The sequence below is a fragment of the Kitasatospora sp. NPDC006697 genome, assembly GCF_042869935.1.
Classification (GTDB): domain Bacteria; phylum Actinomycetota; class Actinomycetes; order Streptomycetales; family Streptomycetaceae; genus Kitasatospora.
In genome coordinates this window covers 1-17,759 of record NZ_JBIAGU010000060.1, presented here as the reverse complement: position 1 = coordinate 17,759, position 17,759 = coordinate 1, and the positions used below count along the sequence as shown (strand labels likewise).

Here is a 17,759-nt window from a genome sequence, read left to right as displayed (position 1 = left end):
GGACCCGACCGCCACGAGATCCTGGAATCGAGTCCGTGCTACCTCGATCAAAGCCGGACAGTTGGGGGGAATCCCCTATCGAACACCCTCTGAGGACGCCGGGCGGGCCGGCGAACGAACGTGCAGGGGTTGCGGTGCCTGGCTGAGGCCGGCAGCGCGACCCAGCACGGTGTACTGCTCGGCAGCGTGTCGGGCCAGGCAGTGGCGGGTGGACGGCCAACTGCGCAAGCGAGTGGCGGCCGAGATCAGCGGCATCGGTCGGGTCGAGTGCCCGATGTGCGGCGAGTGGTGGGTGGCCGGCGTGGACCGCCGTTCGAACGCCCAGTACTGCTCGCGGCCGTTCGTGACGAGGGCCTGGCGGGCCCGGAGCGAAGCGTTCGGCGAACGGTCACAGTGACCGCAATGCGAACGGATAATCCGATCGACATCGGTCAACTCTGGTCATTTGCATGGTGATTATTGGGATCACCGTATTTTCGGGCCGACTCTGCTGTGCGAAAGCGGGCCCGGCCCGTCACGGTCTCAACAACCGTGCCCGGCCCGCGGGTTGGTGGTGAGAGTCCCATGCCCGAAGAGATCGAGACCGCTGACAAGGTCGGCAGCGTCAGCAACAGCCGTTACGAGCAGATCGTGGCTGAGCTGCGCAAAGTCGTGGAGGCCCAAGGCAAGGGCCAGTTCATGATCGGCGATGGCGCGTTGGAGATCGAGCCGATGCGCGAGCAGTACGCCCAGGGAGAGCGGAGCAAGGGGCTCTTCACTGTCAAGGAGTCGGTGTTCCGCCTGGCGGAGGACATCGGCCTGGCCTACAAGACGGTGTCGACCTTGCGGTGGGTGGCCTCGAGGTGGCCCAAGGAGCGTCGGCAGGACGGGGTGTCGTTCACGGTCCACCGGATCCTGGCGCGGATCGAGGACGAGGAGGAGCGGTTCGCCGCGATCCTCACCCCGCCCAAGGGCAAGGCCCGGTGGACTCCGGACGAGGCGAACCGGCGGGTCGGCTGGCAGGTCACCAAGCCGGTCACCCCGCAGGAGAAGGTCAGCGCGATCCACTCCCTGGCCCAGGACGAGGAGGTCGCCGCGGTGGTGACCGGGGACCTGCTGCGGCGCCCGGACGTGGTCGCGCAGGTCAAGGCGGAGGACAAGGTGCGGGTGGTCGAAGAGCTGACCCGCGACGACCAGGTCGCCGCCGCGGTCGCGCCGGAGTTCCTGCGCCGGCCGGCGGTGGTCGCGAAGGTCACCCAGGCCGACAGGGTGAAGGTCGTCCAGGAGCTGACCCGCGACGAGCAGGTGGCGGCGGAGGTGACCACCGGTCTGCTGCGGCGCCCGGACGTGGCCTTTCGCGCGATGTCGGACGACACCGCCCGCCACCAGGTCAATTCCGCCCAGGTCGAGCGCGGCCGGCAGGCCCGCGAGCGGTTCGAGCAGACCAGCCCGGTCGCGCCGGCGATCCGCAGGATCGACCGGTCGGTGGAGTTCCTGGACCTGGTAACGGCCTGCCACGCGTTCGTCGCCGCGGCCGGCCGGGCGGTCCCGGGTCTGCGCGACCGGCAGCTCAGCGCGGATGAGAAGGCGATCGTCCACGAGCGGGTAGCCGCCTGCCGGGCAACTTTGGACTGGATCGAGACCGCGGTGGACACCGGCAAGGTGGACGTCGACGGCGAGCTGGCCCGCCGGCTGCAGGGTGAGTAGGCGGTGCCCCGCGCCTCGCGGCGCAGATCGCCCGCCGCCGAGCGCCATGCCGACACGGTGCGCTTCGTGCTCTTCGAGGCCCGCCCGGCCGGTCTGATGTTCCCGCAGCTGGCCCGGGCCTCGGCCCTGAGTCCGAGCCAGGTCCGCTCGGGCCTGGCCTGCCTGCGCGACATCATCGCCGAGCGAGGCTGGCCGCCGCTGATCTGGACCAGGGCGGACGGCTACCGGTTCTGCTCGGACCCGGAAGAGCTGCAGGCCTACGAGGTCGCGGTGATCAGGGAGAAGCTCACCGAGATCCGCCGGTTCATCACGTCCGTGGTCGCCCCGCACGCCGTCCTGCAGCCGAAGGGGCGGTGGATCAAGCACCTGAACACCCAGCTCAACTCGGTCGAGTCGACGCTCGACGTGATCGCCGACTACAGCAACGCCTGACCGGTCGGGGTGAGGGGAAGGTGACCTGGTGGCCCGGCGCCGCTGCTACCCCTCGGACACCTTCGACGACGAGTGGGCCCTGATCGAACCGCTGCTGCCCACCCCGGCCTGCGAAACCCGCACCGGTGGCCGGCCGGAGAAGCATCCGCGGCGCGAGATCGTGGACGCGATCCGCTACGTGGTCGACACGGGATGCAAGTGGCGGGCGTTGCCCAAGGACTTCCCGCCCTGGCGCACGGCCTACGGCTTCATGGCCCGCTGGGCGGCGGCCGGCGTCATCGGCCAGATCCGCGACCAGCTCCGCCAGCGGGTCCGCCAGCAGATGGGCCGCGCTCCCGGCGCGGTCGCCACGATCATCGACTCGCAGTCCGTGAAGGCGGCCGAGACCGTCGGCAAGGACTCGCGCGGCTACGACGCGGCCAAGAAGATCAACGGACGCAAGCGCCACCTGGTCGTGGATACCAAGGGCCTGCCGCTGTTCGTCATGGTCACCCCGGCCGACATGACCGACCGGGACGCGGCCAAGGAAGTGCTCTTCCGGCTGCGGTTGATGCACCCGGAGATCACCATCGTCTGGGCCGACTCCGCCTACGCCGGACAGCTGGTGACCTGGGCGAAGAAGTACCTGAACCTGACGATCAAGACGGTGAACCGGCCCAAGGATGCCAAGGGGTTCGTCGTCCTTCCCCGGCGTTGGGTGGTCGAGCGCTCGCATGCCTGGGTGATGCACGCCCGCCGACACGCCCGCGACTACGAACGCCTCATCCAGCACTCCGAGTCGCTCATCACCTGGGCCGCGATCACCCTGATGACCAGGCGCCTCACCCAGAGGCAGTCCCGCCGCAAGGGCCAGTCACCGCCCCGCGAGGCCCAACGCGACTGACCCTCCATGGACAACAGGTCCCAGCCGCCCGCGAACCCCGGCCCGGTCCACTCTCCCACGACCACTGACGTCCCCGTCAGGTAGCTGTTCAGGAGGGTGATGGCTCCGTCACTCTGAACCCGCGGACGGTTCGACTGAGTCAGAACTCCGTGAAGGGTGCGGCGGAGATCATCGACAGCATGCGGGCGAACGGTTGGGCGGGCTCGCTGATCGATGTCGTGAGGATGCCGGACGGCGGGTTGACGACCATCGACAACACACGGGTCGTGGCCTCGGGACATGCCGGGATCGATCTCCAGGCGGTGATCCACCCGTTCGACGAGCCGCTACCCGATCAGATGCAGATCGACCGGTTCACCACTCCCAAGGGAGTGCCGTCGACCTGGGGCGACGCGATCAGTCTGCGCATCGGGAAGCAGGCCGCCGCGTACCGTAACACGTATCCGATGGGCTCTCCGTGGACCGGATGGGATGGGAACTGACTCGTGGCTGACCTCTTGACGATCGCCGAACTGCCAGACGGCTTCGACTATCCGCCGGAGTTCGTCCGCGTGGTTGAACTGGGGTTGACCGACCTCGAACCCTGGTGGATCTTCGACGGCAACCAGTTGCGGCGCCGCGCGACCGGGCTGCGCGAGCGGTATCCCGAGCGCCGACTGGTGCCCTTCGCCCGGCGCCAGGACAACGACGACGTGGCCTGCTGGGATCTCGACCACGAAGACGTTGCCGTGGTTCACGACCTGGCATCCCCCGGCTGGGAACAGCGCGAGAGGTTCCCCGACTTCAACGCCTGGCTGCGTCAGGCGATCGACGACCTGATCGAGCACGGTGGTTGAGGACCGGGAGTGGTCACAGGGCGGTGACCGTGGTCGGCGCGAGGGCAGGGGGGAGCCACGGTCCGGTGGTGAAGAGTTGCCGCAGGGCGTCGATGCGGGTGATGCCCCACTTGTGGGCGGTGGACAGGTAGGACTGGACGACGGCGAACTCGGCGACGCCCTGCAGGGTTCGCCAGCATCCGCCCGAGGCCCGCTGCTGCACTTTCGTGGGTCTGATGTCGCGCTCGGCCTGGTTGTTCGTGAAGGGGACCGCCAGGTCGACGGTGAACCGCAGGATCATCTCCCGGTGTCGGGCGAAGCGGTTCGCCAGGGTGCGGACGTCCTTCGCCAGCGCGGTGGCCTTGCCGCCGTTGTCGGTGGCGGCGCGGGCCAATGCGCCGGTGTAGCGGCGGTGGATCCGGGCGAGATCCTCCTCGCCCAGCGCGGTGCGGCCCTGCCCGCGGGCGGCGACGGCCAGGTGGTGGGCGTCGGCCAGCAGGTCGCCCATGGCCTTGGCCCACAGCTGTCCGGCCGGGTCGGCCTGGTGGATGCCGCGAAGATCACGCAGGAGGTGGGCTCCGCACCAGGCGTGTTCGACCTGCGTCAGGTGCTGGTAGCCGGCGTAGCCGTCGCGCACCAGCACACCGCTGATCTCGGTCAGCACGCCGCCCGCGTCGATGGCGTCCTTGGTCCTGCCGCCGGTGTGCATGGCCGTCAGATGCCCGGTGCTCACCACGTGCAGGTACTCGGTGGTGCCGGACACGGTGGTCCACGTCTCGTCCGCGTGCACCACCGGGGCCTGCTTGAGCAGGCCCCGCACGTGGCCCATAAACGGGCCGAGTAGCGCGGCGGCACGCGGGCGCAGCGAGGCCACGAAGCCGGTGGAGACCGTGATGCCGCACAGCTCGCGCATCAGCTGCGCGGAACGGAAGGTGGGCACGTAGTGCCCGAGCACCAGGTCCGCCGTCCGCGCGGTGACCTCGGGGCCGTACTGGGTCCGGGACTTGACGTGCCCGGGGAAGGCGCCGGCGTTCTCGGTGCCGCAGCCGGGGCAGCGCTTGTACTGGGCCTGGTACTCGATGACGAATGGTTCCGGGGGCGGCGGGGCGTCGAAGACCTGACGCCGCTGCACTCGCACAACCGGCGTATCCGACAGGTCCGCCGCGCAACCGGTGCACTCGACCGGGGGCAGGGGTACCTGCTGGTCCGGGTAATCGACCTGCTTGAGGGTGCTGCTGGAGCCGCCTTCCTGCCCGCCGGGCTTGCGGCCGGTTCCGGTGCGCGAGGAGCTGCCCTTGGGGCGGCGCGCGGGCGGATCCGAGGACGGCGGCTTGCTGCTGGAGGAGGAGTCCTTGTTCAACCGGGCCACCAACTGCTGCACCTGGTCAGTCAGCCCCGCGATCTGCCGCGTCAACGCGGCGATCTGCTCGTCCTTGGCCTTCAGTAACGCCAGCAACGCATCCACCTGCGACGACTGCTTCCGTTGGCCCATGCCCACAGCTTAACGATCACCGAGGCGACTCGGGTACAACGCCCCGGCCCCACGCTCGCGACAGCCCGCACGCGCGCGAGACGGCATCTCACCGACCCGCTGAATAATTACCCCGTCAGCGTAATCGCCCACCCCACGGCCGGCACCTGGCCGATGATGTGACCAGCCCAGCCGGCCGTGATGGGCCAGCTGATGTTCAGCGCCTGGCAGTCGACTCGATGACGCCTCGCCAGGCCCGCCGATAGCCGTCGGACAGCGTCCCGCCGACCAGGTCGAGCACCCGCTCGGCGGAGCCAATCAGGAGAGCCGGATCGCCGGATTCGCACAGGCGGCGGTGGCCCTCCAGCAGTGCGGCCCCGAGCTCATCATCGGCTTCCAGCAGTCGCCGCGGAAACCACTTGCCAGTGCCGATCCATGCACGGCGGTGGTCACAGAGCAGATCGGCCGCCGCCCCCAGGACGGCCCCGGCCACAGCCAGGCGTTCGACCCGGTCCCGTGTGTCCGCCAGATCGGCCAACAGGTCCGTCAGCCCGTATCTCCTCGTCTCCACCGCCTCCGCCCCGAGGGCCGGCGGACCCGCGACCAGGTCGGCCCCGGCGCGGGCGCGGGCACGGGCCCCATGGCCGTGCGGGTCGACCAGCACAAGGCCAGTGGCGTACATGCTCTGGATCACCGCGCGGCGAGACGCGGCATCGGCGGCGAAAAGGTCCGCGAGACCCGCCTGGGTATGGACGAAGAGTTCGACGACACGCCCCTCGAAGCGCACCGTCTCTCGGCACGTCTCGCCACCATCCGCCACCAGGACCGCGATGTCGAGATCGCTGGACGCCGTGGCACGCCCCGAGGCCCCGGAACCGGCCAGGATCACGGCGAGCGCGTCCGGGAATCGGCTGTCCGCCAGCCTCCGGGCTTGATCGATCAGATTCATGGCGATCACAGTCGCACGCCATCATCACCAGCCGCCACAGCGTTTCCGTCTCACCAGTGCCTTCTGACCTGTGGGTCCGTTCGATTCCTGGCCGGGCTGAACACTTCGTGCTCCATCAGAAACAGGTACTGTGGGTGACGACCACTTCGTGGCGCTCCTCGCCGCCCGCCACCGGGCCGGTGAACTGCTCCAGGGCTCGGCCTGCCAATACCGGACCGTGCTCACGGTCCTCGGCTGTGGACTGGGCGAGGAAACTCAGGAGGAAGTCGGCACAGTCGGACGGTAGTTCATCCCGGTCTGGAAAGTACGGAACGTAGTCTCCGGCGGTCTCCGACACCTTGAGAGCGGCGCCGTTCAGGTGTTCGCCGATCAGGTGCGCGGTCTGCGCGGCCCGGGGCAACGGGCCATGGTGCACCGCCGAGATGGGACGGTTCGCCAGCCGGCGGCCGAGCAGGACTGCCTGCCGGCGCCCGTTCTCCGACAACCCGCTTTCGTCCGGCAACGCCTCGCCATGCCGAACCAGATACAGGTAGCGGGTGGCTGTTCCCATCATCCCCAGGACCCCTTCGCGGTCTGTCACGATCTTGTGCGTCGTCGTTCTGGGCTCGACGCCATCCCTTCCCGTCCTGGTTCCAGGATCGGTCACCGTCCGAGGACGACACCGGCCCGTCCTTGTGTTCGGGGACTCCTGCCGGCCAGTCGACCCGATGGCCGGGCCCACCAGTATCCGAGCAGAGCCGCAGGTCTGTCGCGGCTACCCCGAGCACATCCGCGAGCGCCACCGGGCCGCGCGGGAGCAGCGGTGGCGGGGGTGGCAGCGGCCGTCCCGGGCGCACGGATTCCCGAGCGGGCCGATGCGAGGCGATCAGGGCCGGCGCCCGGACCGGCGCGAGCAACGGCACCGCCGCCCCTGAGAAACGGCCGGCCGGGCCAGCTGGTGCTGCAGGCCACCGAGCGGGGCCGTACCGGGCAGTCCCTGGGGCAGCGCCTGGCTGGGGTGGTGATGGTCGGCCAGAAGACCGGGGTGCCCATCGGTCTGGTGCGCAGCATCCTGTCGGCCTTCGCCGGGCAGGTGCGCCCGGTCGTCCACCGACAGCGCCAGGCCCGGGCCGACAGCACCACCCGCACCGCGGAGGTTCAGCCGGCGTTGAACGAGGCCGTCGCCCGCTGAGCGGGGTGGCCTCAGAGCTCTGGGGTTCCGCCGGCCGGTGGTCAATCAGACGCTGTGTCCCAGGAGCCCGGGGGTGGAGCAACGGCTTTGCCCGCCCCCGGCACCGCCGGGCGTGGCTCTGGGCTGTGCACCGTAGGTGGCCAGGGTTTTCGTGCCGCTCGGCCAGTCGAGCGCGGGGTTCCGAGGTAGTGGCCGACCGCGTGCTCCTCCTGTTGCGCGGAGTGGACGGGCTACTGGCAGAACTCGTCGAACACGTCCTGGAGATCAGAGGCGACGGCCCTGGCGTCACGGGTCTCGATGCGGTGCCTGGGCATGAAGAAGACGAGTTCGCCGTCCTTGAAGAGGACGAAGGAGGGGTCGGAGGGCGGGATGTCCACGAAGTAGGAGAGCATCCGTGCCGTTGCCTCCGGGTCCTGCTCGGCGAAGACCGTGAGCAGCTGGTCGGGGCGGCGGTCGGTGTTCTCCAGGGCGAGGCGCACGCCGGGCCGGGCCGGGCCATGCCCGCCGCACATCCACTCGCGGAGTTGACGGCCACCAGGGTGACACCGGTCTGGGCCTTCTTCATCGCGCTGTCCACGGCTTCGGCGGTGACCAGCTCGGTGAAGCCGATCTCGGTCAGCTCCTCCTGAACGGCTTGACCAACTGCGGTGAGTACGGCATGCCTACTCCTCACGTAGAGAGAACGTCTGATGGCTCAGCGTATCGGGGCATGGCCTCGGTTGGGTGGACGATCCGGAGGCCGGGTCCGGCTGGTGGCGGGCCCCGAGGTGACGCGGAACCCGAGCATCGAAGCCGGGGACGAAACACCGCGGGGAGGGGCTCAATAGGCTGCGGGCAGGCGGGCTACCTGCGCGGAGAAGGTGACGCCGCCTCCGAAGCCCAGCAGCAGGGCTGGAGCACCCGGTTCGGCGCGTCGGGCGCTGAGGAGCGCGTGCATGGCCAGGGGGATCGAAGCCGCGCTGGTGTTGCCCTGGGTGGCGATGTCGTCGGCGATGGTCACGTACGGCTCCAGGGCGAGAGCCCGGGCGAGTGCTTCGGTGATGCGGGCGTTGGCCTGGTGAGGGATGAATGCGCCGAGTTCGCCGGCCCGCAGGGCGGCTCTGTGCAGGGCGGCGTCGGCGACGGGCGGGAGGCTGGCGAGCGCCCAGCGGAACAACGACTGCCCGGACATCCGCAAGTACGGAGGCTGCTTCTCGACGTCGTCGCGGAACCGAGCCCACGACGGCTGCTGCGCGAGCAGGTCCCGGAGCGTGCCGTCGCTTCCCCATTCGGCGGGGAAGATGCCGGGTCGGTCCGCCCGGCTGACGATCGCGGCACCGGCGCCGTCGGCGAAGATCACGGCGGTGGTGCGGTCGCGCGGGTCGACGATGTCGGTCATGCGCTCAGCGCCGATGAGCAGGACGTGGCGCGCCGCGTGGGAGGCGATCAGGCAGCGGGCGAGTTCGAGGATGTAGCTGAAGCCGGCGCAGGCGGCGCTGACGTCGAAGGCGGGGATACGGCGGCATCCGATGCGCGCGGCCAGTTCGACCGCGACGGAGGGGGTCTGGCCCGTGTGGCTCATGGTGGCGACGATGACGGCGTCGATCCGGCTGGGCGGGAGTCCGGCAGCGACCAGTGCGCGGCCTGCCGCGCTGCTGCCCATGATGGCGATGGTCTCATCGGCTGACGCGAGCCGTCGGCTTTGGATTCCGGTCCTGGTGCGGATCCAGAGATCGTCGGTGTCGAGGTGCCGGGGAAGCTGGTGGTTGGCGACCGCCGTCTTCGGTCGGTGGACGCCCAGGGCGGTGATGGCCGCGTAGGCGGGTGAGGGGAGGGAGGGCATGGAGTTCCTCGCTTGGGGGGCTGTGCGGGGGCTTGCCTGGTGCCGGCGGTCAGGTGAAGAGGGAGTTCCGGTCGATCGGGAGGGTTCGCGGGTGCATCTCGACGACCGCGCTGGACCAGGGGATGTGCTCGAGGTCCAGGGCCAGGCGGAGGTTGGGGTAGCGGGTGAATACGGTGGAGTAGGCGGTGGCGGCTTCGAGGCGGGCGAGCGCCGCGCCGATGCACAGGTGGACACCGTGGCCGAAGGCCAGGTGGCTCGCGGCGTTGGGGCGTTGCGGATCGAAGAGGTCCGGGTCGGGGAACTGGCGGGGATCGCGGTTGGCCGCGGAGGGGGCGATGCAGACGACGGCGCCGGCGGGGATCGGGGTGTCGCCGATGACGGTTGCCTCAGCGGCGAACCGCCAGGTGGAGATCCGGGTGGGGCTGTAGCGCCGAAGCATCTCCTCGATGTACGCCTCACGGCGGCGGGGGTCGCTCATCACGGCACGGTGGTCGTCCAGTGTGGTGGCGTAGGCGATACCCCAGCCCAGAAGGGTGCTGGTGGTCAGCGTCCCCCCGATGACCACGGTCGAGGCGATGCCCAGGACGTCGCGGGCGGTGAGGGTGGGGTCGGCGACGAGGGCGGAGACGATGCCCTGGTCCGGGTCCTTCCTGCGGGCCTCGATGGTGTCCGCCACGATCACGCCGAGCAGGGCGATCGCCGCATTGGCGCGGTGGCTTCCCTCTCCGGCGCCGTAGTCGGTGCTGGCACGGACCACGGCGTCGAGGTGACTGGGGTGGATTCCGAGGATGTGGTTCACAACGCGGGCCGTGACCACACGGGCGAAGTCGCGCATGAGGTCGGGGTCGAGGGGATCGGTGAGGGCGTCGAGCGTCTCTTCGCAGATGTCCCGCACGACCGGGCGCAGGTCGTCCAGTGCGTGCCGGTTGAGGAACGGCCGCAGCGTGTTCCTGAGTCTGGTGTGGTGGCTGCCGTCGGTCGTGATGACGGAGTTGGGGCCTGCCCAGCACTCGTCGCGGTGGAGGGAGCGGCCGAAGCCCTGCGGGTTGGGGGCCTTGCGGTAGTCCTTGACGATGGCGGGATCCAGGAACGCCTGGCGGCTCTCGTCGTACCCGGTGACGAGCCAGACCCGGGGGCCGTCAGGGAGGCGGACCTCGCGCACCGAGGCCCCGTCCTCCCGCCAGGCGCGCAGGTCGCGGCGGATGTCGGCGTCGTCGTGCCAGTTCCGCAGAACAGGGACGTCGTTCACCGTGCGGCCCTCCCTACGGCATCGACCAGGTCCTGCACCGTCTGCAGCCGGGCCAGGTCCTCGTCGTCGAACGCTGAGCCGAAGGCCTCCTCCAGGCGGACCACCACCTGCAGGAGGTGGAGGGAGTCGGCGTTGGGAAGGGTGAAGAGCAGGGTGTTGCCGGGCAGGTCGCCGGACGGCAGTTCCAGGACGTCCTGGAGCGTGGTGCGGACGGCGGCGGGAATGTCGCGCATGGTGCTTCACCTTCCGGCGGGAGGCGTGGTGTCGAGGAGTCGGAGCACGCTGGTGCGCTTCTTCTTGCCGCTGGTGGTCCTGGGCAGAAAGCCCGGTGCCACGAGGTGCACCTGGATGCGGCTGAGCCCTGTGCGGGCGCGGACGGCGGCCTCCACCTGGGCCGCGAGGCCGTTCAGCGGGTCGCGGGTCTCCACCACCACGACCATCGTCTCGTCCGCGGCCCGGGCGGTCGCCACGCAGTTGCCCCGGAAGACGCCTGGCAGGGAGCGCACGCTGTCCTCGACGTCCTCGGCGTAGTAGTTCTGCCCCGCCACGATCACCAACTCCTTGGCGCGGCCGCAGATGTAGTAGTGGCCGTCGTGCTCGAACCCCAGGTCGCCGGTGGCGAACCACCCGTCCCGGCCGGCCGGTTGGAAGGCGCCCCCGGGCCGCACATAGCCGGCGGTGACAGCAGGGCCGCTGATCTCGATCTCTCCCACCTCGGCCGGACCGCACAGGTCGCCACCGGTGCCGCGGATCCGCATCCGCATGGTGCCGACCGGCCAACCCACCGAGACCAGCGCACGGTTGCCGGGGCCAGGTCCTGATGGAAGAGCGACGCGTCCCTCGGAGAGGGCTCGCCGATCGAAGTGGTTGACGACCGGGGCGGCCTCCACGTCACCGAAGCTGACGGCGAGAGTGGCCTCGGCCATGCCGTAGACGGGGAACATCGTCGCCGGGCGGAACCCGGCCGGAGCCAGTTGCTCGCGCGCCTTGGCGATGGTCTCGGCTCGCACTTCCTCCGCGCCGTTGAAGGCGACGCGCCACGAGGACAGGTCGAGTCCTGCAAGGTCCAGTTGCGCGGCCGCGGTCGCCAGCCGCTCGTAGAAGAAGTCCGGCCCGGTCGTGGCGGTGATGCGCTTCTCACCGAGGTAGCGCAGGATGTCGCCCGGCCGGCGAACGTAGGTGTAGGGCGAGACCAGGTGCAGGTCCCCGCCGGCCGCCAGGGTGTTCAGCGCGCCGAAGAGGCCCATGTCGTGGAAGAGCGGGACCCACTGGTACAGGGAGTCTTCGGATGTGTATCTGCTGCCGACAACGATGTTGTCCAGGCCGTGCAGAACATTGGAGTGTGTGAGCACGACACCTTTGGATCGCGCGGTGCTGCCTGAGGTGAACTGGACGACCGCGCGCATCTGCCGGGAGATGTGCGGCGGCGGCTTGGCCGGGCCCCCGCTCAGGGGCGCGACCAGGGTGCGCACCGCCGGGCGGGACCGGGAGATCCATGCAGCTATTGCTTGTTGCTCCGCGTCGACGACGAGGTGGCTCATGCCAGCCGTGTCGATGAAGTTCTCCACGCGCCGAACAGTGCGGTCCCAGTCCCCCACCCCGACCGGACTGGGAAGTATCGACACCGCCGCACCGGTGCCCAGGATTCCGAGCAACGACTCCAGCGTGGTGCGATTGTTGCCGCCGAGTAACCCCACCACCTCGCCGGGGCCCGCTTTCTCTCCGGCGAGCAGCCGGCTCACGTCCCCTGCGGTCGTCAGCATTCGGCGGAGCGAAACCGATTCGTTCTCCTCGGGGAAGAATATGGTGCTGGTGTGGCGCTGCGCGGACGCGTCGAGGGCGTCCAGGAGGTTCTCGTGCTCACTGGAGAGACTGGCCATGGAATACCTCTCTCTTACGGGGGGGGTCAGAGCGTGCGGCCTGTGGGGGATCAGGGCCTGCGGGGGATCAGGGCCTGCGGAGCACTGCGCACGAGGCCGTCATGCCGGCTCCAAGCGACAGTGCGATCGCTATTTCACCTGGCATGAACGTGTCGTCGGCGAGGAGTTCATGGATATTGGCGATGAGGTCGCCCGCGCCCAGGTGCCCGGTTTCGCCGCCCAGGATTCGAACCCTGTCCCTGTCGATTTCGATTCCTGGTTGGAAATGTACGCGGTGGAAGAGCATGCCCATGCGCGGCGGGAGGAAGCGCGTGACGGCGGAGTCGTCCGGCTTGATCGCGGCGTCCGCCAGCGCCCGGCCGACCACCCGCCGGGTCAGCCGGCGCATGGCCGCGACGACGTAGGGGCCCGTGGAGAAGTCGGGGCGGCGGTTCCCCTCGGTGGGCCGGTAGGGGTGACGGGCAGGGAACTTGTTCTCGGTGCTGACGTCGCCGCCGACCGCGATCGACAGGATCTCGAGCTTTCCGGGCCTGCGGGTGAGCAGGAGAGCGGCCGCTCCGTCGCCCAGGACGACCCCTGGAAGCGAACTCCAGCGGGGATATGGCAGTCCGCGGTGATCGCTCGACGCCACCGCCACGCATACCTCTGTGTCCTGTTCCACCGCCAGGTGCAGCAGCGACTGGCGCACCGCCTCGGAGCCCGCGTTAGACATCTGCTTGAGGTTGACCGCCACCGCGTCGGTGGCGCCGAGGAGCCGGGCCATCCGGTGGGCCGGCGAGTACGGCTCCTCCTCTACGATGCTGACCCCCGCATAGGCGAGGTAGTCGATACGGCGGGCTTCGATTCCCATACCGTTCAGGACTTCCGAGGCTGCGCGGATCCCCATTCGCCATGCCTCGTCGTCCGCGACATGCACCTGCAGGTAGGGGGATGTCGCCACGAGATCGTCCGGCACCACACCCTGCGCCGCCGCCTTCTCCAAGGACGAGATCTCCTCGGGAAGATAGAGGGCAGAGTTGGCCACGTAAATGTTACCGACCTTCATCGCCGCTGCCCATGCGAACATCTCCTCACCACGACACGGAGGCAGTAGGGAATGAATAATGAATGGGGATGCTCTGGGCATCCACGTGTGCCGAACCGGAAAAATCGGCCGGGCGACCGATTGAGGAGTTCAACGACGAGCCTGGGCGACGGAATGCCGAATGGGCGAGACCCACCACACCCCGAAGCCCGGGCAGGAAAATGTCCGCTTATTGCCGTGCAGGCCTTCATGACAAGGCTCGCGGACCTACATGATGAGGCTCTGCAGGGCGGGCGGTTTGCGCCGGGAAATATGAACGGCCGAGGCGCCAGTTGGCGCGGCGGGTGATCATCAGTGAGCGGGCGGCCAACATCACCATGACCCGCTACCCGGGCTAAGCCAGGACAGATAGTATCACCTCGGCTCCGCTCGGACAGCCACCGCCATCGACTCGCTGGGACGTACCTCGGACGCACGGGGGTGGCGACATGCCGGCCCCGTGTGCGCGAGGCGGGGGGCTCATGGTGCGTCAAGGGCGAGGGTGCGGGCTCCAGTTCGTCGGCGCCGGCCGGGTCGGCGTTGGTGCCGCGGTTGGTGCGCACGCCCCACCGGGGTGGGGGCGGTTACTCGACGTACGGGCCTTTGTCGGCCGGTTGTTGGTTGGCCGGTTGTTGGTTAGCCGGTTGTTGGTTAGCCGGTTCTTGATCGGCCGGTTGTTGGTCCGCCGATTCTTGGCCGGCCGGCTTTTCGTCGGGCAGGAGCACGTCGGCCAGCGGCACCAGGTCGTTGGTCAGCCAGGCGATGATTGGTGGATGACTGCACAGCTGCTGGCTTTCCTACTCACGTCACTTCTGATCATCGTTGTGCCGGGCCCGGACCTCGTGCTGCTCCTGCGGAACGCCGCGCGGGGAGGGCAGCCCGTCGCCGCCGCGACCGCGGCGGGCATCATGGTCGGCAACGCGGTCCTCGCCGGGGCCGCCGTAGCGGGGCTGACCGCGCTGCTGACCGGCTCCGAACTGCTGTACACGGCTGTGCGGCTCGTCGGCGCCCTCTACCTCGCCTACCTGGGCATCCGGTCACTGATCGACTTCGCCCGCCAAGGCCGGCGCGCCACGGATTCGGCCGACGACTCCGCAGCCGCCGCCCCGGGCAGCCACGGGCGCGGCAGCAGCACGGCAGCGGTCATGGACAGCGGGACGAGCTTCCGCCAAGGCCTGATGAGCAACCTGCTCAATCCGAAGGTCGCCGCCTTCTACCTCTCCCTCTTCCCCCAGTTCCAACTGCCCGGCATGTCCGAGCTCTCGCAGCACCTCCTCCTGGCAGGGCTCTTCTGGCTGCTGGCGCTGGTCTGGTACATCGTGGTGGTCACGGTCCTGGGTGCGATCCAGCGCATCCTGCTGCGTCGCTCCGTGCAGCGCGGCTTGTCGGGAGTCGCCGGCGTGGCGCTCGTCGGACTTGGCGCGACCTTGGCGGCCCGTCAATAGCGGCACGCCATGCTCGGTGAGGCTGGGCGACCCGGCGAGCCGAGTCCCGGTTCTCCCCGGCCGCAGCACGGCCGCCGGGTGGCCTGGGAGGCCGGTCGGCGGTAGGACCGGCAGCCGGCGCCGCCGGGCGATCAGCGAGCTGCTGCTGGCGCTCGGCATCGAGGAGGATACGGAGGACAGCTCATCGGCTGCCGGCCCCACTGCTCCGCCGGTGTCGCGGTGAGGTCGGGCCGGCGGGCGCGGCGGCTCTTGCCGTGCCAAGCCACCGGGGCGAGCCGGACCCGGGTACAGAACTGCGGCCGGCACCGGAGCCGGCTGCCTCGGCGATCGGTGGTTCTGGTCAGCCCTGCGGGCGGGCGTGGTAGTTGCCGTTGGCCTGGTCCGACGCGTTTGTGTTGGTGACGCCGCTCTTGATGCCGAGCAAGTTCGCGTCGTTCACGGCGTTCAGGTTGTTCAGCGTGTCGGTGACGATCGATGCGTGGGCGGGCGCGGCAAGAAGCAGGGGAAGGGCGGCGGCGAACGCGGCGGCCCCGAGCACAGTACGAGTAACCATGCCCGATCAACGCCTCTGCCCGCGCACTGGACACGGCCCGCCCGGGCATCCGGTGAACGGAACACCTGAAGCGAGTAGGGAAGTACGGGGCGCGGTCCGTGGAGGTCACTCCCCCGACGCTGGCGACTCGGTCACATGCCTGCTCCCGACTTGACTTCTTGCAAGACGGGTGGCGGACGTGACGCGCCGTGATGTCGTGGTGGGAGACGATCGCCGCCGATGAAGGCGGCAGGCCGCCGTGGTCGGCGGTGCGCGCCACTGGGGCGGGCGGGCGGCGGTGGACGCAGAGCCAAGCCCTTGCGACTCCACGTCAAGGCGCAGTGATGGCGCTCTGACAAGCTCGAACCAGTTGCCATCGGAAATCGTCCGCACCGGAGGGACGGCCGTCCGGCCGTCGGCACAGTCCCGGGACGGCTGCACCACAGGAGAGCCCATGTTGGAGGCACTTGGCCTGTCGACGACGGCCGTGGCGGTCTGCGCCGCCATGCGCGACCTTCCCACCAACGACGTGTTCCAGCTCGCCGCCCGCTGCGCCCTGATCGAGGTCGGGGTCCGCGACGGCCTCGACGGCATCGACTGGTCCGGCCGGCTCCTGCCGATACGCGCCCTCGCCGACCGCCCCGGACAGCTGCGCGCCGTCGACCCGGCCGCCGGACTCGCCGAGCGGGTCGCCCGTCAAGAAGCCACCGTGCCGCCCGCCAGGCCGCTCCCGCCGCCTCCCGCGCCCGCCTCGAACACCTCGCCCCGTACCGGCAACCACGTTCAATGGCTGACCAGCCACGGCGGCGAGGACCGAGCCCGGCATGATCAACGCCATCACCGACCTCTTCGAACAGGCCTGGCACACCGTCGTGCTCATCGGCGCTTGGGAGAGCGGCCGGGCGCGACGGTCAGCGCGCTGTCACTTCCTCCGTCGCGGCCCTCGGCAGGTCGGCGGCTTCGGACATCGCCTGGCGGCGGAGTTCGCTGGGCGAGATCCCGTAGGCGGCCCTGAAGGCACGGGTGAACACCGAGGCCTGGACGATGCCGCAGCGCGCGGCGATGACATGGATCGGCACGGCGTGCAGGGCGGGATCGGCGAGGTCGCGCCTGGCCTTCCTCAGACGCTGCCGGCGGATGAACGCCCCGAGGGTCTCACCGTGCGCGTCCTGGGTGAACAGGCGGTGCAGGTAGCTGAGCGAGACATGGTGGGCGGCTGCGATCACCGGTGGTGTCAGGGCCGGGTCGTGGAGGTTGCGCCGGACGAACTCCCGGACGCTGCGCAGCATGGCCCGGTGCCGCGTGTCCTCGGGCAGCGCCGCCTCGGCGTCGAGTTCCCGGGCGATCCAGGCCGCCACCAGGTCGACCACCACCGCTCCCAGGCGGTCGGCCTCCGCCGGCGCGAGGGCTGCCGCCTGGCGGTCCAGGCCGGTCAGGAACTGCGCCAGGATCGCGGCCGTGCCCCCGCGGTCGGACACGCCCCGCCCGTGCAGGTCGCGCAGCCTGTCCGGAGGGAAGGGCAGCAGCGACGCGGGCAGGTCGAGGCCCAACCCGTCCACTCGCCCGTGCGCCGCACCGGTGCCGGGGATGCCGGAGAACTGCGAGTCGTATGGATGGGAACTGCTCACCAGGTGCAGGTCACCTGCCCCGATCGTCCGAGCGCCGTCCGTGCGGTGCCCGGCCACCCGGCCGCCGCCTGTCGTCAGCATCGTCAGGTGGCAGAGCTCCTCGTCGTAGCGCCGGATCATCCGCTCGGTGCGCCGGACCTGGATCGACGGGAACGACGTCCCCAGGAGGACCACCGGGCCCAGCTCAACCCGGCGCACCTGCGCCGTGAAGACGTCGACGTGGTCGCTGGTCATCTCGGCCGCCCGGGACTGCCCCATCGCATCGCGCCAGAACTCGAAACACTCCGGCCCCGACAGACCGTCGCCCCCGGACACGCCCTCCACCACGACCGACATCGCCACCCCAAGCTGTTCTCTCCCTGCCCACGCGGCAGAGCCGTTCCCGTTCAACTCCAACAACGCCCTCAGCGGGGTCGTATCAGCGACTCCGCCGTGAACGGCAGCCGGTTCATGCGGCCGCCGCGCCCTCCAGCACTCGCATGAACCGTGGCTGCGGGCGGCTTCGGCGCTGCCTAACGACTCACCCGCGTCCCTGACGGACAGGCTGCTGACAGTGGACGCAAAGCCAAGGCCTGGCGACTCTACCCAAACCGCGGCAGCGACGATCTGCCCCCTCGACCGGAACCGCCTTTGTCGACGGGTCTGTCCAGTGAACGGTGTAACTCGGTTGGGTTGAGTCAGCGGCGGCCGGCGGAGAGTCGGCCGTCGAAGGCGATCTCAAAGGCGTTGAGTG

17 protein-coding genes and 2 pseudogenes are annotated in these 17,759 nt (G+C 69.8%); 7 read left to right on the top strand and 12 right to left on the bottom strand.

Going from position 1 to position 17,759, the window contains the following annotated elements; genetic code table 11:
* The first annotated feature begins 564 nt into the window (after positions 1-564).
* From ACFYNO_RS40805 to ACFYNO_RS40785, 5 genes are all read left to right on the top strand, one after another.
* Entirely contained in the window at positions 565-1,686 is a 1,122-nt protein-coding gene (locus ACFYNO_RS40805; protein ID WP_388023768.1) for a DUF6192 family protein, read from the top strand.
* 3 nt (positions 1,687-1,689) lie between these two features.
* Entirely contained in the window at positions 1,690-2,118 is a 429-nt protein-coding gene (locus ACFYNO_RS40800) for a RacP protein (RefSeq protein ID WP_388023765.1), read from the top strand.
* Positions 2,119-2,146: 28 nt separating this feature from the next.
* Entirely contained in the window at positions 2,147-3,001 is an 855-nt protein-coding gene (locus ACFYNO_RS40795) for an IS5 family transposase (RefSeq protein ID WP_388023762.1), read from the top strand.
* A 149-nt stretch (positions 3,002-3,150) separates the two neighbouring features.
* Positions 3,151-3,483 carry a hypothetical protein gene (locus tag ACFYNO_RS40790; protein WP_388023759.1) on the top strand — a complete coding sequence of 111 codons (333 nt, stop codon included), beginning with the start codon at positions 3,151-3,153 and terminating at the stop codon, positions 3,481-3,483.
* Positions 3,484-3,486: 3 nt separating this feature from the next.
* Positions 3,487-3,837: a hypothetical protein gene (locus tag ACFYNO_RS40785; RefSeq protein WP_388023756.1), complete on the top strand. Its 351-nt coding sequence runs from the start codon at positions 3,487-3,489 to the stop codon at positions 3,835-3,837.
* Between the two features lie 13 nt (positions 3,838-3,850).
* Here ACFYNO_RS40785 and tnpC read toward each other — a convergent pair whose 3' ends face one another.
* The 3 genes and pseudogenes from tnpC to ACFYNO_RS40770 all read right to left on the bottom strand — a co-directional run.
* Positions 3,851-5,272 carry an IS66 family transposase gene (gene tnpC, locus ACFYNO_RS40780; protein ID WP_388023753.1) on the bottom strand — a complete coding sequence of 474 codons (1,422 nt, stop codon included), beginning with the start codon at positions 5,270-5,272 and terminating at the stop codon, positions 3,851-3,853.
* A gap of 232 nt (positions 5,273-5,504) precedes the next feature.
* Positions 5,505-6,236, bottom strand: coding sequence for a nucleotidyltransferase domain-containing protein (locus ACFYNO_RS40775; protein WP_388023750.1), 732 nt, complete (start codon positions 6,234-6,236; stop codon positions 5,505-5,507).
* A 127-nt stretch (positions 6,237-6,363) separates the two neighbouring features.
* Positions 6,364-6,789, bottom strand: a pseudogene (locus tag ACFYNO_RS40770) (histidine phosphatase family protein); the annotation flags it as partial.
* Between the two features lie 384 nt (positions 6,790-7,173).
* On the opposite strand from ACFYNO_RS40770, the gene ACFYNO_RS40765 reads away from it, so the two are divergent.
* Positions 7,174-7,407 carry a hypothetical protein gene (locus tag ACFYNO_RS40765; RefSeq protein WP_388023748.1) on the top strand — a complete coding sequence of 78 codons (234 nt, stop codon included), beginning with the start codon at positions 7,174-7,176 and terminating at the stop codon, positions 7,405-7,407.
* Between the two features lie 230 nt (positions 7,408-7,637).
* On the opposite strand, the gene ACFYNO_RS40760 is transcribed toward ACFYNO_RS40765, so the two are convergent.
* From ACFYNO_RS40760 to ACFYNO_RS40730, 7 genes and pseudogenes are all read right to left on the bottom strand, one after another.
* Entirely contained in the window at positions 7,638-7,919 is a 282-nt protein-coding gene (locus ACFYNO_RS40760; RefSeq protein ID WP_388023745.1) for a BrxA/BrxB family bacilliredoxin, read from the bottom strand.
* 62 nt (positions 7,920-7,981) lie between these two features.
* Positions 7,982-8,080: pseudogene (locus tag ACFYNO_RS40755) on the bottom strand (hypothetical protein); the annotation flags it as partial.
* 147 nt (positions 8,081-8,227) lie between these two features.
* On the bottom strand, positions 8,228-9,229 hold the full coding sequence (locus tag ACFYNO_RS40750) for a beta-ketoacyl-ACP synthase 3 (RefSeq protein ID WP_388023742.1): 1,002 nt from the start codon (positions 9,227-9,229) through the stop codon (positions 8,228-8,230).
* A 49-nt stretch (positions 9,230-9,278) separates the two neighbouring features.
* Positions 9,279-10,478, bottom strand: a complete 1,200-nt coding sequence (locus ACFYNO_RS40745) for a cytochrome P450 (RefSeq protein WP_388023740.1) — start codon at positions 10,476-10,478, stop codon at positions 9,279-9,281.
* On the bottom strand, positions 10,475-10,711 hold the full coding sequence (locus ACFYNO_RS40740) for an acyl carrier protein (RefSeq protein WP_388023737.1): 237 nt from the start codon (positions 10,709-10,711) through the stop codon (positions 10,475-10,477). The genes ACFYNO_RS40745 and ACFYNO_RS40740 overlap by 4 nt, the downstream gene beginning before the upstream one ends.
* Before the next feature lie 6 nt (positions 10,712-10,717).
* Complete coding sequence (locus ACFYNO_RS40735; RefSeq protein WP_388023734.1) at positions 10,718-12,358, bottom strand: AMP-binding protein; 1,641 nt, start codon at positions 12,356-12,358, stop codon at positions 10,718-10,720.
* Positions 12,359-12,425: 67 nt separating this feature from the next.
* Positions 12,426-13,424, bottom strand: coding sequence for a ketoacyl-ACP synthase III family protein (locus tag ACFYNO_RS40730; RefSeq protein WP_388023731.1), 999 nt, complete (start codon positions 13,422-13,424; stop codon positions 12,426-12,428).
* A gap of 770 nt (positions 13,425-14,194) precedes the next feature.
* On the opposite strand from ACFYNO_RS40730, the gene ACFYNO_RS40725 reads away from it, so the two are divergent.
* Positions 14,195-14,866 (top strand): LysE family translocator, encoded by a 672-nt coding sequence (locus ACFYNO_RS40725; protein WP_388023729.1) that lies wholly within the window; start codon positions 14,195-14,197, stop codon positions 14,864-14,866.
* Positions 14,867-15,206: 340 nt separating this feature from the next.
* On the opposite strand, the gene ACFYNO_RS40720 is transcribed toward ACFYNO_RS40725, so the two are convergent.
* On the bottom strand, positions 15,207-15,404 hold the full coding sequence (locus ACFYNO_RS40720) for a hypothetical protein (protein ID WP_388023726.1): 198 nt from the start codon (positions 15,402-15,404) through the stop codon (positions 15,207-15,209).
* 905 nt (positions 15,405-16,309) lie between these two features.
* On the bottom strand, positions 16,310-17,260 hold the full coding sequence (locus ACFYNO_RS40715) for a helix-turn-helix domain-containing protein (protein ID WP_388023723.1): 951 nt from the start codon (positions 17,258-17,260) through the stop codon (positions 16,310-16,312).
* Between the last annotated feature and the right edge of the window lie 499 nt (positions 17,261-17,759).